Origin of the sequence: Mycobacterium sp. ST-F2 (assembly GCF_001905655.1) — a bacterium.
GTDB lineage: Bacteria > Actinomycetota > Actinomycetes > Mycobacteriales > Mycobacteriaceae > Mycobacterium.
In genome coordinates this window covers 1-13,974 of record NZ_JMHT01000019.1, presented here as the reverse complement: position 1 = coordinate 13,974, position 13,974 = coordinate 1, and the positions used below count along the sequence as shown (strand labels likewise).

At 65.0% G+C, this 13,974-nt stretch carries 12 protein-coding genes; 7 read left to right on the top strand and 5 right to left on the bottom strand.

What is annotated here, in order from left to right:
* Positions 1-115: 115 nt before the first annotated feature.
* On the bottom strand, positions 116-598 hold the full coding sequence (locus EB75_RS08595; RefSeq protein WP_073695008.1) for a GNAT family N-acetyltransferase: 483 nt from the start codon (positions 596-598) through the stop codon (positions 116-118).
* A gap of 189 nt (positions 599-787) precedes the next feature.
* Here EB75_RS08595 and EB75_RS08590 point away from each other — a divergent pair, with 189 nt between their 5' ends.
* Both EB75_RS08590 and EB75_RS08585 read left to right on the top strand, forming a co-directional pair.
* Positions 788-2,380, top strand: coding sequence for a site-specific DNA-methyltransferase (locus EB75_RS08590; RefSeq protein ID WP_073695007.1), 1,593 nt, complete (start codon positions 788-790; stop codon positions 2,378-2,380).
* The gene (locus tag EB75_RS08585; protein WP_073695006.1) at positions 2,377-4,836 is read left to right on the top strand and encodes a DEAD/DEAH box helicase; all 2,460 of its coding nucleotides are present in this window, start codon (positions 2,377-2,379) and stop codon (positions 4,834-4,836) included. The genes EB75_RS08590 and EB75_RS08585 overlap by 4 nt, the downstream gene beginning before the upstream one ends.
* 17 nt (positions 4,837-4,853) lie before the next feature.
* Here the strand turns inward: EB75_RS08585 and EB75_RS08580 are convergent, their stop codons facing one another.
* Both EB75_RS08580 and EB75_RS08575 read right to left on the bottom strand, forming a co-directional pair.
* Positions 4,854-5,354 carry a type II toxin-antitoxin system VapC family toxin gene (locus EB75_RS08580; protein ID WP_073695005.1) on the bottom strand — a complete coding sequence of 167 codons (501 nt, stop codon included), beginning with the start codon at positions 5,352-5,354 and terminating at the stop codon, positions 4,854-4,856.
* Positions 5,347-6,096: a hypothetical protein gene (locus EB75_RS08575; RefSeq protein ID WP_073695004.1), complete on the bottom strand. Its 750-nt coding sequence runs from the start codon at positions 6,094-6,096 to the stop codon at positions 5,347-5,349. The genes EB75_RS08580 and EB75_RS08575 overlap by 8 nt, the downstream gene beginning before the upstream one ends.
* 222 nt (positions 6,097-6,318) lie before the next feature.
* Here EB75_RS08575 and EB75_RS08570 point away from each other — a divergent pair, with 222 nt between their 5' ends.
* The 4 genes from EB75_RS08570 (at position 6,319) to EB75_RS08555 (ending at position 10,932) form a co-directional block, all read left to right on the top strand.
* A complete protein-coding gene (locus tag EB75_RS08570; RefSeq protein ID WP_142239493.1) occupies positions 6,319-7,470 on the top strand; it encodes a protein kinase family protein in 1,152 nt (383 codons plus the stop codon).
* 128 nt (positions 7,471-7,598) lie between these two features.
* The gene (locus EB75_RS29910) at positions 7,599-9,554 is read left to right on the top strand and encodes a hypothetical protein (RefSeq protein WP_286150128.1); all 1,956 of its coding nucleotides are present in this window, start codon (positions 7,599-7,601) and stop codon (positions 9,552-9,554) included.
* Between the two features lie 143 nt (positions 9,555-9,697).
* The gene (locus tag EB75_RS08560) at positions 9,698-10,318 is read left to right on the top strand and encodes a uracil-DNA glycosylase family protein (protein WP_073695002.1); all 621 of its coding nucleotides are present in this window, start codon (positions 9,698-9,700) and stop codon (positions 10,316-10,318) included.
* Positions 10,306-10,932, top strand: coding sequence for a uracil-DNA glycosylase (locus EB75_RS08555; RefSeq protein ID WP_073695001.1), 627 nt, complete (start codon positions 10,306-10,308; stop codon positions 10,930-10,932). The genes EB75_RS08560 and EB75_RS08555 overlap by 13 nt, the downstream gene beginning before the upstream one ends.
* A 158-nt stretch (positions 10,933-11,090) precedes the next feature.
* Here EB75_RS08555 and EB75_RS08550 read toward each other — a convergent pair whose 3' ends face one another.
* On the bottom strand, positions 11,091-11,675 hold the full coding sequence (locus tag EB75_RS08550; RefSeq protein ID WP_073695028.1) for a hypothetical protein: 585 nt from the start codon (positions 11,673-11,675) through the stop codon (positions 11,091-11,093).
* A gap of 240 nt (positions 11,676-11,915) precedes the next feature.
* Positions 11,916-13,160 (bottom strand): glycosyltransferase 87 family protein, encoded by a 1,245-nt coding sequence (locus EB75_RS08545; protein ID WP_073695000.1) that lies wholly within the window; start codon positions 13,158-13,160, stop codon positions 11,916-11,918.
* Positions 13,161-13,264: 104 nt separating this feature from the next.
* Between EB75_RS08545 and EB75_RS08540 the strand changes: the two genes are divergently transcribed.
* The gene (locus tag EB75_RS08540) at positions 13,265-13,912 is read left to right on the top strand and encodes a TetR/AcrR family transcriptional regulator (protein WP_073694999.1); all 648 of its coding nucleotides are present in this window, start codon (positions 13,265-13,267) and stop codon (positions 13,910-13,912) included.
* Positions 13,913-13,974: the final 62 nt, after the last annotated feature.

Below are 13,974 nucleotides of genomic sequence, written 5' to 3'. Positions count from 1 at the left end.
ATTACAGATATCGTAGCACTGTCATACATCACTACAAGATGTTACGCACAGGACCAGCACCACGGGCTACGCATGGACCGGGCAGTTGCCGCACCTCAACCATCGCGATGTTGGGCTACATCGGGCTCCGGAAATCGGCGGCCGGCTGGATGAACAGCGCCCGGTGGAACTGCGGCTGCCCGTCACGATGATCGAAGCGGCTCCAGCCGAGCGACGCCCAGAACTCGTCCGCCTCCTCGCTGTACGCGAACAGTCGGCGGTCGCGGTGCAGTCCCGCGAGACCCTCCACCACCCGAGTGCCAACGCCCCGACTACGCACCGCGGTGGCCACCTCAATGAGCTGGATCTCCAGGCGCTCGCCTCCGAGGTCTGGCACACCCGTGTACTCCGGGTTGATGCCGCCGGGATCATCAAGTTCTACCCGGGCGACCTCTACGCCGTCTTCCAGCACCTGCACGAACCACGGCTCGCTCACGTAGTAGTACCGGACGTCGTCCCACCACTGGTCGTACTTGTAGCCGATCGACCAGTCGAAAGGAGGCACCCACGAGTACGTGTCCGCGGACCCGCGGCGATGCTCGATGAACTGCATGGACATGACGCGCAGCGTACGACTAGCGACCGACAGGATCGAGGTTCCGCCGCGGTGGTCGGCTGAGTTTGTGCGGTGGGTAGCGGGTCCCGGCTAGCCACCGCCGAGCTACCGCGACGATGGAGGTTCACGGCGCAGCGTGTCCCGTCGGCGACCGCGCAGGTGAACGACCACAGGGACCGTAGGGTATGCCACATGTCGGCACCTCCGTTCTCCGCCTCCGGACGCCTGGCTCTGTCATGGGTCGGTAAAGAGGGCACGCTGATCAGCACCAGCAGCGGCGGTTACGAGTGGGTCGAGCCCGATGACCCCCGCGTCGCCCAGGTACGAACGCTCGACGAGGTGGACCGGCATGGCGACAACCCGACGGACAATCTGCTAATTGAGGGCGACTCGCTCGACGCTTTGACTTCGTTGAACCGAATTCCGGAGTACGCGGCGCGCTACCGCGGCAAGGTCAAGCTCGTCTACATCGACCCGCCGTTCAACACCGGCCAGGCCTTCGCGCAGTACGACGACTCGCTTGAGCACTCCGTCTGGCTGACGATGATGCGCGACCGCCTCGTCCAGATCCGCGACCTCCTCGCGCCCGATGGGTCGGTGTGGGTGCACCTCGACGACGCCGAGATGGCCTACTGCCGCGTTCTGATGGATGAGGTGTTTGGCCGGTCGAACTTCATCGCGTCGATCTGCTGGCGAAAGATCCACGGCCGCAATAACAGTGCGCAACACTTCTCGGCTGTCCACGACTACATCCTCGTCTTCGCTCGCGACCGCGACGCGCTTAAGCTAGGTCGCGTAGATCGGACTTTCCAGAGCGACGCCGACTTCTGGAACCCCGACAACGACCCCCGCGGCCTCTGGCGCCGCTCCGACCTCACCGCGTCACACGAGTACTCCGAAGGACGCTACGAGGTCGTCGGGCCGCACGGAGACGTATTCTCACCGCGCGGGAACCGCTGGTGGTCACTGTCACAGGAGAACTTCGAGAAGCTGCGCGCCGACGACCGCCTCTGGTGGGGCAAGACCGGCAAGACGTTCCCCTTCAGGAAGCGGTTCGCCTCCGAGCTCGGTGGGCTCGTGCCCAGCACGCTCTGGTCGAACGACGAGGTTGGCGACAATCGTGAAGCCAAGAGCGAGAGCACGCAGCTCTTCGGCCGCGACTCGATCTTCTCGACGCCGAAGCCGGAGCGGCTCCTCCGCCGTGTCGTCGAGGTCGGTTCCGAACCCGGTGACATCGTCCTGGACTGCTTCGCTGGTTCGGGAACTACCGCCGCGGTGGCGCACAAGCTAGGCCGGCGCTGGGTCACCGTCGAGTTGCTTCCCGCGACGGCTGAAATCTTCACCCGGCCGCGGCTCGAACGCGTGGTGGATGGCGCGGACAGCGGCGGGATCACCAAGGCGGTCGGGTGGAAATCCGGAGGCGGCTTTACCCACCTGCGGGTCGGACCATCGATGTACGACGTATCAGGCGGTCGGCCGTTCCTCGCGGAATGGGTCGTCGGCGACGCGTTCGCCCGCGCGGTCGCGGCACAATTAGGTTTCACTGAGCTCGACGACGCACCTTTCAGCGGGATAAAGGGACGGACGAGGCTTGCCGTCGTCGACGGGGTGGTGGATGAGGATGTCGTGCGCGCGATCTGCGCCCGGCTCGACGACGGGGAGCGCGTGCAGATCGTCGGCAAGGGAGTAACCGACACGGCGAGAGACCTCGTGCGGGAGCTTAGTCCAGGCTCCCGGCTTCGAAAAGCGCCGCGTGATCTCCTCCCCAAGCGGGTGGTCAGGTGACCTGGATCGAGTCCGATCACGCACTGGTCGAGGAGATCGCCTCAAGACTCGACCTCCGTGCGCCGAACAAGGCGGCACTCTCCGCAATCATCGAGAAGATCGAGGTCGACAACGGGGTAGAAGTCGTCTGCGACCTCGCGACCGGCGTCGGCAAGACCTACTTGGCCGCCGCGCTCGTGGAGTATCTCGCCGCTCAGGGCGTACGGAACATCCTGATCGTGACTCCCGGGACCACGATCCAGGACAAGACCGTCGCCAACTTCACCCCAGGCAGCCGCAAAGCCGTTCCCGGGACCGAATCCTCACCGGTACTCATCACAGCCGAGCATCTCCGTGGGCAGGTCGGTGACGCGCTGCACAACCCGCGCCAGCTCAAGCTGTTCGTGTTCAACGTCCAGCAGCTGATCCGCCCGTCAGCGAACACTGCGCGCAAGAGCCGTGAAGTCAACGAGTACATCGGCGGCGCCCTGTACGCACACCTGCAGCAGGCCGACGACCTCGTGGTCATCGCCGATGAGCACCACGTGTACCGCACCCAGGCGAAGGCGTTCTCCGCCGCTATCCGCGACTTGAACCCTCGAGCGCTCGTTGGCTTGACGGCGACCCCGTCGTCCTCTGACGAACCGAAGGTGATCTACCGGTACAGCCTCGCCGAGGCCATAGCCGACGGTCTTGTGAAGATCCCGGTCATCGTTTATCGCCGTGATGGGCACAAGGACATCCGGACGCAGCTCGCCGATGCTTGCCGCCTGCGCGAGATCAAGGCCGCCGCGTACGAGACATGGGCCGTTGGAAGCGGAAACAAGCAGGTCAACCCCGTCCTATTCGTCGTGTGCCAGTCGGTCGCGGACGCCCGGGAGGTATCCGAGATACTCGCCGGCGACGGCTTTATCGGGGACGCCGGCGCGGTACTCGAAATCACCTCGCAGTCCACAGACGCGGCGCTCGCCGCGCTGGAGCGCGTCGAGGACCCGGACTCGCCGATCCGTGCCGTCGTCAGCGTCGACAAGCTGAAGGAGGGGTGGGACGTCAAGAACATCGGCGTCATCGTTGCCCTGCGCAGACTCGCATCAGAGGCGCTTACCGAGCAAATACTCGGCCGGGGGCTTCGCCTACCCTATGGACGCAGGGTGGGTGTCCCGATGATCGACCAGGTCGATCTCGTCGCGCACGACTCCTACCGGAAGCTGCTGCAGCAGAAAGACGCACTGATCCAGCGTGTGGTGGTCCCGGTAGGCGGCGACGGCGGCGACGCAGTTATCGATGTGCCGGCCGAGTTCGGCGAACCCGGCGACGATATGAGCCTCACCCAACTACCGGAAGACGATGAGTCCGGCGCTCAGGGCTACCTGGAGCTCCGCACAGGCGCCCGGATGGTCGAAGGCGAAGGCGAAGCGATCAACGAGTCCACCCTGCTGATCCTCGAAGAATTCGGTGTCGCAGCGTCCGAGGGTAAGAAAGATGCGTCCGAGTACCGGGTACTGCAGCGTGTACCGGGCGCCCCGCAGATCATCTTCCCTCGACGGGAGCGGGAGGTGCTGCCTGAACGGTTCAGCTTCTCACTCATCGATGACGCTGACGCGCGCGCCGCGGGGGCGGTGTTCCAGAAGGAGATCAAGATCCCTCTGATCCGCGAGGCGCTCGTCGCCCGTCGGACGATCGCTGGTGACGTGCACATCGACCGCGAGGCTCAAGAGGCCGCCGACGCCTCCCAAGCATGGATTTCGATCGACCAGGTCAGTGAGGACCTCCGTGAACGCATCTGGAACCTCGGTCTGGTGGAGGAGACTCTCCCCGAGCACAACGCCGCCAACCGCGTCGTCAACGCGTTCCTCGCCGGCGCTGGAGCCAAGTCGAGCAGCGAAATCAACTGGGGAGCGGAACGGGCTAGCCAGGCGACCCTGGGCCTCGCCCAGCTAGTCAAGGCGAAGTACAACGCCCGACGGCTCCAACCACAATGGGGATACCGCCCGGTGACGATCCCCGTCGAGCCGCTCCCGATGCCGGACCACATCGCAGATCGCTTTGCCGATTTCCAGCGCGGGCGGTGGTACAAGGGATGGAGGCAGAGCATCCTCCCCGTAGTCTCCTTCGACGCAAAGTCCACCGAGTACGCGCTCGCCGGGATCATGGACTCTGCGACGGGGATTAGCTGGTGGCTGCGCCTTCAAACCGACGGCCGCGCGTATATCGAACTCGACGACGGTGGCAGGTACTTCCCCGACTTCATCGCCATCGACACCGACGGTGTCTACTGGGTGATCGAGGGGAAGTCAGACAACGACGTGCAGCGCGCGGACGTGCAGAGGAAGGTCGCCGCTGCGCGGGAGTGGGCGCGGTTCGTGACCGACGAGGCCCGCTTCGGAACCTGGCGCTACCTGTTCTGCCCTGAGTCGGCGATCAAAGCGAGCCATGGTAGCTGGGACAGTCTATTGATCGCTGCTGGGGCAAGCTGACGGGTGCCGCTCGGCGATTACTCGTCCGTCGGGGTGAACAAGTCGTACTCCGTCGGTTCGGGTGGCGGTGGATCATCAGGTTCAGTGATCTTGAACCCGAGCCGACCGTCACACTTCGTCAGATCACCGTCGCTGGCATACAGAAGCTTGCATCCCCACTGCTCTGCGGTAGCCAATATCGAGGCGTCAGGCCCCCTGAGCTGGAGCTCCGTCGCCAACTCCGCAGCTCTTCGCGCGGTCCGCTCTGACAGTTCGGCGACGATGAAGTTCGATCGCCGGATCCAATCAAGCGCTTTCCCGACACGTTCCTCGCGCAGCTCCCTGGTCAGGTTGTCGCCGCGCACGGCCGGCGCGCCCGCAATCTCCGCGATGACGATCGCGGGCAAAAGTACGCGGTACCGCTCACCGTGACCGGAGAGCAGGTATTCGGCTCGATCAGCTTTCGCGCCGTCTGTTCCGATGAGTAGGTCGAGGATCACCGAGGTGTCGACTGCCACGCGCTTCAACTGGTCAGCCACGCATCAACCTCACCCACTCCGCGGGTTCGACCCCGCCGGTCCAGTCATTGCCGAGCAGCCCGCGGCCCTCGGCTGCGGTCGCCGGCGCACCCAGCGTGCCGACGGGCTCAATGCCTTCCACGACGAGATGGGCGATGCCGCCGGTCGCATCGCGGGCGATGTCGCCCCACACCTCCACGTCGCGCTCCAGGTATTCGCGAACCTTCGCGGCGTCGTCAGGAGCGAACCGCAGCTCTATGATGTCGTCGGTGTCGGCTCGTCGAAGGCCAGCGGAGCGTCTCTTGCTGCTGGGGTCGTTGGTATATCGGTAGAGCCGGCCGCGCATCGAGCCCAGTGACACCGAGGATGGTGCCAGTGCCCTCTCGGCGTTCTCCTGGACCGCCGCATCGATGGCAGCGATGGCGTCGCCGATGCGAAGGCTGATCGAGTCGACGCCGCGGCGGGACTTCACCTTCGCCAGGTTCACGACCGCCACCAGCGACGGGCGGTTCCACCGGATGGGAAGCACGGGCGCTAGGCGCAGCTCCTCGATGCCATTGCGGACGTCATCGAGGGAAGCACCGGAGACCGACATAGAGATGTGGGCACTACCGCCGCGCAGGTCCGTGAGAGTCAGTCGCACCTCCTCGGCGCCTGCAAGGCTGGCGATCAGACCCTCGACTTGTTCGATGGCAGCAGCGACCGCCCCGGGGTCGAGCGCAGTGCCCTCCAGGTCGACGGTGATCCCATCCGCGGCGGACAAGGTCTGGCCTCACTTCCGTGACTGGTGTTGTCAATGATGCCCCAGATTGTCGCGCTGGGCACCGACATGAGTGGCCGGAATTTGGTCCGGAGAGTTGGGAGCCGCGCGTCCGGGGGTGCCGTCGGTCCGCAGCGATAGCCTGCTCCAATGGCAAGTGCGAGTGTTCCACCGTTCACGCCGGGAGCGGTGGGGCCGTGGCGCAGATGATCGGCGAGGCGTGACTTGGCATCGCCAATCGAGATCATGCAGAGCGTCCTGGACGAGCGGCACGCTGAGGATTTCGCGACACCGGACTCGTACCTCGCCATGTACGCCGACGATCCGACCGGGCGGATGTTCGCGCGGTTCCACGCCGAAGCTGACCGGCTCCTCGAGTTTCTAGATCGCAAGAGCAAGACCGAGGGTCGCCACTACAACGCGAACGAGAGCCGCGACCTGCTGCGGCTAATGCGCGAACTCCTCGACGCCCACCAGGTCATGAAGGAGGGCGGACGCCCGTTCGTCATCGCCCCGGCCTACACGGCCGTGTTCAAGCACTGCAAGCAGTTCCTGCAAGAGGCGCAGGGCAGCTCAATCCCCGATGACCTGCCGCCTATCTCGATCAGCCGCTACAGGCCGATCTTCACCCTCGCCGACCAGCCCGGACAGAGCCTCATCGTCGACCGGCAGCAGCTGCGGATGATCGGCGGAGGTTCGTACGGCGTCGTCTGGGAGTACATCGATCCGAACTACGGCACCAAGTTCGCCCTGAAGAGGATCAAGCCCGGCACCGGAGTGGAATTGGCGCGGTTCCGCCGCGAGTACGACCTGATGCGGCAGATGGACTCTCCGCACGTCCTGCGGGTGTACGGCTACGACGACACCCTGAACGAGTACACGATGGAGCACTGCACGGCCACGCTCCGCGACTTCATCAACCGGAACAACGCCAAGCTGTCCTTCGAGCAGCGCCGCGAGATCGCCCTGCAGTTCCTGCGCGGCCTGGAACATATCCACCAACGCAACGTGCTCCACCGGGATCTCAGCCCCGGCAATATTCTGGTCCAGGAGTACGCCGACCTCACCGTGACCGTGAAGATCGCCGACTTCGGCCTGGCCAAGGTCGAGGACTCGGACCTGACGCGAACGCTCTCAGCGGTCAAGGGCACCATCGTCGACCCCGGCTTGGACACGTTCCGCGACTACGACATCTCCTACGAAATGTTCCCGGTCGGCTACCTGCTCGGTTTCATCTTCTCGGGCCGCACCGACCCGTTCAGAGCACCTGCGGAAGTCCAACCCGTGATTCGGCGATGTCTCGACCCGGACCGCACGCAGCGGTACGCCAGTGTCACCGCGCTCATCGCGGAGGTCGCCGCGTTGCCATCCGTCTGACCGGGTCAGCCCAGTGTCGCTCGAGCCCACGCACCTCGGCTCCACCACGGTGCGTAGACCAGGCTCATCGGCGGTCTACAGTCACCGGCATGTGTACGTCGCCAGTACCGCCGTGGACGGTGTGATCGATGTTCGAACAGCACGCTCGGTGGCTGGAGGAACTACGCGCGCACGTCGACCAGAAGGAGTTGGTCACCTGCGCCTCCGGCCACATGCCGCCGACCGCGATCCTGGCGGAGATCGCGGAGGCGTGTTCCGACCCTCGACCCCATGACGGGGCCAACATCCGCGATTGGCTGTCGATCGACGCCGACCTGGCCGAGTCGCTCGACTGGATAGGACCCGAGCTCGGTGCGCTGGTCGGCGGACTGGGACACGCGATCCGCCAGTCGATCACCGGCGGACTCCTGTTCACGAAGCCGAACGGGAAGTTGGGCCTGGACGACACCAAGCGGCCAGCCGTAGGCGCCGCGACAGCGGCACTCACCGCGATCCTCGGAGACGACGACGTCCTGGTTGCGGCGTGGCGAGATCTGGTCGCAGCGTGCGGCAACGTCGACCACACCGTGTACCCGTACGAGCGGATCAGGTATCTGCGCGACACGGTGATCGGTTTGAGCGAGTACCGAAAGCAGGGGCGGGGCTTCGGCAGCCCCGTGGGGTCCGCCGTGGACGTCCTCTTCGGCACGGAGAGTGGTGTCCGGTACGCGCGGGCGATGGTGGGCGACCCGATCGACAACGGCCCGTACGACCCGAATGCCAACGCAGGGCTCACCGACGACGAACTCGCTGATCTCGCTGAGCGGTGCATCGTCACAGGCCCGCCGCCCGCCGGCGAGTACGTGGTCTGGTTCCGCATTTCCCCAGCCTTCATCCCCGCCATCGACTGCGTGCGCCACGGCGACGTCACGTTCTACGACGCGCAGGTCCTGGCCGGGTCCCTCACCGACCACGAGCGGGCACGCCAGCTCGACGTCGTGCCCGAGGAGCTGCTGACCGACGACATCAGCGAGTTGCAGCTGTCGGACGAGGTGAACGACTACCGGGGGTTCCAGTTCGACCCGCAGCTCGCATACGCACGGATCACGGTCCGCAACGTCGAGCGCCATCGCGCGGCAGACGTCGCACGGACGTACCTGGACACGGTTCTCGCCGTAGTCCGCGTCCCCGACGGCATGTGGCGGATGCTCGGCGGGCACCTGCTCTTCGCTGTCGGAGCACCGCCGCCCTGGATACCCGCCGAATGGGGACCGAAGGAACCGCCACCCGAACCCGTCTTCTACCAGAACGACTACGTCACGACCCGGCTGCGCGAGATGACCGCCGACGGCTACGTGATCACGGCCGCGGCAGCCGAGGAGATGCAGAAGGTGCTGCGCCTCGAAAAGGGGCTCGATGGTGCACCGCGGTCGGATCCCGAGGCGATCGTCATGGCCGCGGTCCGCGCGATCGAGCATGCCAACACCTGGGTGACCCCGACTCCTGGTCGCAACTGGTACGACTTCGCGGTCGAGTATTTCGGTGACGGGTATGCCGTCGAGGCGCTCTCCAACCGTGTGGTGAACGACGTGTACACGGCAGTGCAACTCCGGCCCGATCGGTCTCCGGGCGCGGCGACCCCCACTGAACTGAGGGTGATTCGGGAGGACATCACGGTGCGCACGGGGTACGGCGAGCGCACCGACAGGCTGAAGACCCCGCCTCACGTGTCCACGCTCAAGACGATCTACGCTGGCCACCCGTTGGCTCGGCAACTGGCCGAGACGGATCGGTTCCTGACCGACAGCGCGGTGCTCGGAGCGACATTCGACGCGGAGATGAAGCACGTCGGCAACAGGGTGGAGAGGCTCAGGCGGACCAGGAACGCCGCCATCCACGGCGGTGTCCTGTCGGAGACAGCGTGCGCCACCATCGCCGACTTCGCCATCTACCTCGCCCGCATGGCGTTGAACGCAGCGATCTGGGCCATCGTCACCGGGCAACCGGTTAGTGCGCACACGACGCAGCAGCGGGACGACTACCGCCAGCAGATCCAGCGTCTCCGGCAGTGCGGCGACTTGGCGAACCTATTCAAGCTCACCTAATGGGCCACCTCTCAACACGACGAGATACAGATCGTTTGCCACTCCGTGGTAAGCCTCGCACCATGCACCGGAGCCCTTGGGCACAGATGCGAGATCGCCAGAGTTTGCCCGCCCGTGTCAGCCGCAGGTGAGACGATCCCGCGATGGTGACGGACACGAGACGGCGGCAGCTGGACCTCATCGCGGACCGGATCAGCGCGTGCCGGGCGTGCCCGGGGATGAACGAGCCCGGAGTCACGGCGGCGGCGCGCGGGTTCGGGTCTCCGCACTCCCCCGTGGCCATCGTCGGACAGAGCCTGTGCCGCAAGTGCATGGAGTCGGGCATCGCGTTCACCGGCGGGAGCGGGAAGTACATCGACGACGCCTTGGAGATCGCCGACCGAAAGAAGACCGAGCTGTTCATCACGAACGTCGTGCACTGCCACCCGCCGGGCGATCGACCCTCGGAACGGTACGAAATCGACAACTGCCGGCACTTCCTCCACGACGAACTGGATGTCGTTCAACCGCGACTGATCATCGGCCTCGGCGAGGACGCGGAGAAGGTGCTCACGACCCGGCATCCTGACGGCCGGCAACTCGCGTGGCCGTTCGTGAAGCCGCGGACCGTCAAGCCCGATACGACGTACCTGCTGTTCCCGGAGCACCCCGGTTCGCTGCGGTTCAAGAAGACCCCCGATCGCGCCTACTACGCACCGAGTCTCGCCCGGGCGATCACGTGGGGATTCGCGGTCGGGTCGAAAGGAGCCACATGGGAATCATGAACGGCCGCAACGCCGATCCGGCGGCGGTCGAGCAGAAGAAGCGGAGGATCCGAGACTCTCACGTCAAGCCGCTGAATGACCTCGCCGACCGGATCGCCGACGCTGAGGGGCTCCCGCACGGACACGTGCCGTACGTGGATCCCGACGTGGGCGGCGTCAACGCGCGGATGCTGGTCCTGCTGGACAACCCATCGACGAAAGCCGAAGCCGGCACAGGATCAGGGCTGCTCAGCCCAGACAACGACGATTGGACCGCGCGGAACATCCGCGAGGCCTACGACCGCCACGGCGTGGACCGACGCGACGTGGTCCACTGGAACGTGGTGCCATTCCCGGTGGCGGGGTTGAAGAACGGTGGATCGACCGCCACAGAGCGCACGCGAGCCGCCCGGTGGACGCGCGAGGTCGTCGAGCTGCTGCCGAACCTGGAGATCGTCCTTTTGCTGGGAGGCGCGGCGCGCGACGGATGGAAGCGTGCCGGCATAACCCGGGCCGACCTGTACGTGCCGCCCGGCAACATCCCGCACTGTTCGATGCGCGGGCTCAACGCCAACGGCGGCCGCGAGGCCTTCGAGACGGCGATCGCGACAGTAGCCGGGCTGCTGCGCAGCTGAGCTTAGTTCTGTAGGAGCAAAAGCAATCCGCCCCAAAACATATCCATCCCGGAGTGCGGTGGATCCGCTCCACGGCCGGTGGGGTGAGACCGTAACCCCGTCGCAAATGCCGATCACCTCCGGCCGCGCCCCGGCGGATTGATCGGGTAGCGCAGCGCTCACCGGCCATACCAGTCGTACGCCACTGCCGCGGCCACTACGTTGAGGACATCACCGCCGTCATGCAGCCAGTTCAACGGCGTCTGAGCGTGGCCGTCACGTTCGAGATCGGGCTGCTGGGCGTGGAGAAAGCCGTCGACCGCGACCGGATTCAGATCGTCCGGGAGTGCCGTAAGCACTTCAGCCAGGCCCCGAACCTGACGGAACGGCATTCTCGTCTCCGGGTCGCGTTCGAATTGAGCGATCGGGAAAATCCATGTCTGACCGTCTGGGATCGCCCACAATTCGCGGGCTAAGCGCTTCTGCCGGATCTGGACGTCGCTGAGGCCGAGGGCCGTTTTGACCTCGGCGGTGGTCAGTGCCGTCACGGCGAGTCGTCCTGCGTGGCCGGCGATTTCGGCGCTGGCAGCAATATGAGCCACGTGGTCTTCGCCGAAGTCGACATCGTCGAGCAACCGGGCTTCTCCCTCGGTGAGGCGGGTTGCCCAAGGTCGCACCAACGGCAATGTTTTGAGTGCGGCCACAAAGTCGTCGCGGCCGATGCCGAATCGGTCGCGGAGCAGTTGGTCGAGTTCGGTACTCATGATGCCCACCTCAGCTACCGGGTATTAACCCTCGTTGCTCACTAGACCACACGAGGCAGGCGGCAATCGATTGTGAAACAAGCTCACCTGGCGTTCCGCCCGATCAGTCACGCAAGTCACGCCAAATGATGTGCCGCACCTTCGCCGAACTCGACTACAGTCCGATAGTCGAATCTGACCGCATTCCAGCCATGGTGGTGTCGTGGTGATGTTGTGCGAGTTTTGTTCGGATCGACGGTGCTACTCGATTGGTGACGGCTGAGCTCGTGGGAGCGCCGCGATCGTGATGACGGCGAGGGCGAGGAACAGTACCGGGTGTGTAGTGACGGCAAACAGTCTGTCGGATCGAGTCATGTGGTCGATTGCGGCGTTGAAGGCATCGACGTAGGTCGGGTAGGACATTTGGACGCGCTGCGAGGTCCGGTACAGCCAGGCGCTGAACCACATGAACGCCACCGCGAAGACCGCCAGGGTGCCGCCTGCCCATGCCCACCGTAGGGGTCCGGCGCTGCGGACGATCCGATCGAGCGCGATGGCCAGCAGCGGCACTGCCCACACCCAGTGATGCCCCCAGGCCAGGGGCGGCACGGTGCACGAGAGCAACCCGGTGATCGTGATGGCGAGGAGTCGCTGGTAGGCGCGGTCGGCTCGGTAGGCGGCGTAGAAACCGACCAGCGCTGCGACCGTGACACCACCGACCCACCAGTTCGTGGCCATCGGTGCAGGGTCCCACAGCGTTGCCACGACGCCGCCGATCGAAAAATTCCCAGGATGGGTGAGCGGACCGATCCTGTCGGTCTGAAACACCGCATATGTCCAGTACTGCACCGAGTCGGCAGGAAGCACCGCCCACGTCACAACAATGGTGGCAGCAGTGGTCGCCGTAGCGGTAATAGCCGCGCGCCACTGCCGAGTGATCAGCAGGTAAGGGACGAAGACCACCGCAGTGAGCTTCACGCCCGCAGCGATACCGACTGACCAGCCCCGCAATCGTGCCCCACTCGGCCGGGTGAGATCCCAGACGACGATGGCCATCAACACGATGTTGACCTGACCTTGCCACAGGGTCCCGCGGACGGCCTCGATGTCGAGTGCTACCACCGACATCGCCACGCTGAAGACGCCCAGCAGCCAATCATGCCGGTAGCCCAACACGGTGGCGCAGCGCCAGACCGTCGCCACGAGGGCGCTGAAGGACGCGAGCATCCACACCGCTTTGGCCACCGGAAAGCTCAGCACCGCTAATGGAATGAATGTGACGGCGGCGAACGGAGGGTAGGTAAACCATCCTCCCGAAGGGACCTCACCGGCGTAGAGCGCTGCGTGGTGCAGTATCTGCAGCCCACCGTGCCGGTAAACGTCGAGGTCACCGCCGTTGGTGAGTAACCCCATCTGAGAGCCAGCGGTGAACGGCAGCAGCCATTGCTGGACTCCCACGGCCGCGAGCGCCACCCCACAGGCCGCGAGAACCCACCCTGGTGCCACCGCCGGAACGTCGCTGCCACTGCGAGGACTTCGCTCGTGTCCTCTGTCGTCGCGCTGTGACGGGTGTGGGGTTGCGGCCGGCGAGATCACCTGCCCATTCGTATATGAAGCATCTGTTACAGTCAAGCGTGCCCCGGCCGATCGACCACGCCAAGCGCGAACAGCTCCTTGCGGCTGCTGCGGCGATTTTGGCGCGCACGGGTGTGGTCGATACGTCGTTACGTGAGCTAGCCGCCCAGATGGGAACCAGCGCCCGCATGCTGGTCTACTACTTCGGCAGCAAAGAGCACCTCATCCTGGAAGTTCTGACCCGCCAGCAGCGCGCGGCGATCCCGCGCACTGAGGAGTTGGATCTTCCGGTTTCGATTGCTGCACACCGGCGCTGGTGCTTCGACGACTGGTATGAGTGCACTCGCGGCGAGCGTCACAACAATCTGCGTGTGGTGCTGCAGATCTTTGGGGCAGCCTGCGGCGTGGACAGTCCCTATCGCGACTACGCCTGGGAAACTTTGTCGCTGCTAACCCGCAACTCCCGGGCCCGCCTTGAGGCGATCGGAATGCCGGACCATGTCGCCGAAACCCGCTCGCGCATCGCCTTGGCGGCGTTCCAAGGATTGATCATCGAATACTTCACCGCACCGGACCCCACATTCGTCGACGACACCTTCACCCGTTTCGTCGACGAATTCCTTCTTGCCCCATGGGGGGCAACCACCGCGCATGACACCGGAGGAGCACCTTCCGTCGGCTAAAAGGTAGCGGGGTGTCAACGACGGTCGAAAATTGACCCCGTAGCGTCGGTTGAATTTTGACC

Coding starts and splice junctions, on each gene's coding strand:
- EB75_RS08595 (WP_073695008.1), bottom strand. CDS start 598: ATGTCCATGCAGTTCATCGAGCATCGCCGCGGGTCCGCGGACACGTAC.
- EB75_RS08590 (WP_073695007.1), top strand. CDS start 788: ATGTCGGCACCTCCGTTCTCCGCCTCCGGACGCCTGGCTCTGTCATGG.
- EB75_RS29910 (WP_286150128.1), top strand. CDS start 7,599: ATGTTCGAACAGCACGCTCGGTGGCTGGAGGAACTACGCGCGCACGTC.
- EB75_RS08560 (WP_073695002.1), top strand. CDS start 9,698: ATGGTGACGGACACGAGACGGCGGCAGCTGGACCTCATCGCGGACCGG.
- EB75_RS08555 (WP_073695001.1), top strand. CDS start 10,306: ATGGGAATCATGAACGGCCGCAACGCCGATCCGGCGGCGGTCGAGCAG.
- EB75_RS08550 (WP_073695028.1), bottom strand. CDS start 11,675: ATGAGTACCGAACTCGACCAACTGCTCCGCGACCGATTCGGCATCGGC.
- EB75_RS08540 (WP_073694999.1), top strand. CDS start 13,265: ATGAAGCATCTGTTACAGTCAAGCGTGCCCCGGCCGATCGACCACGCC.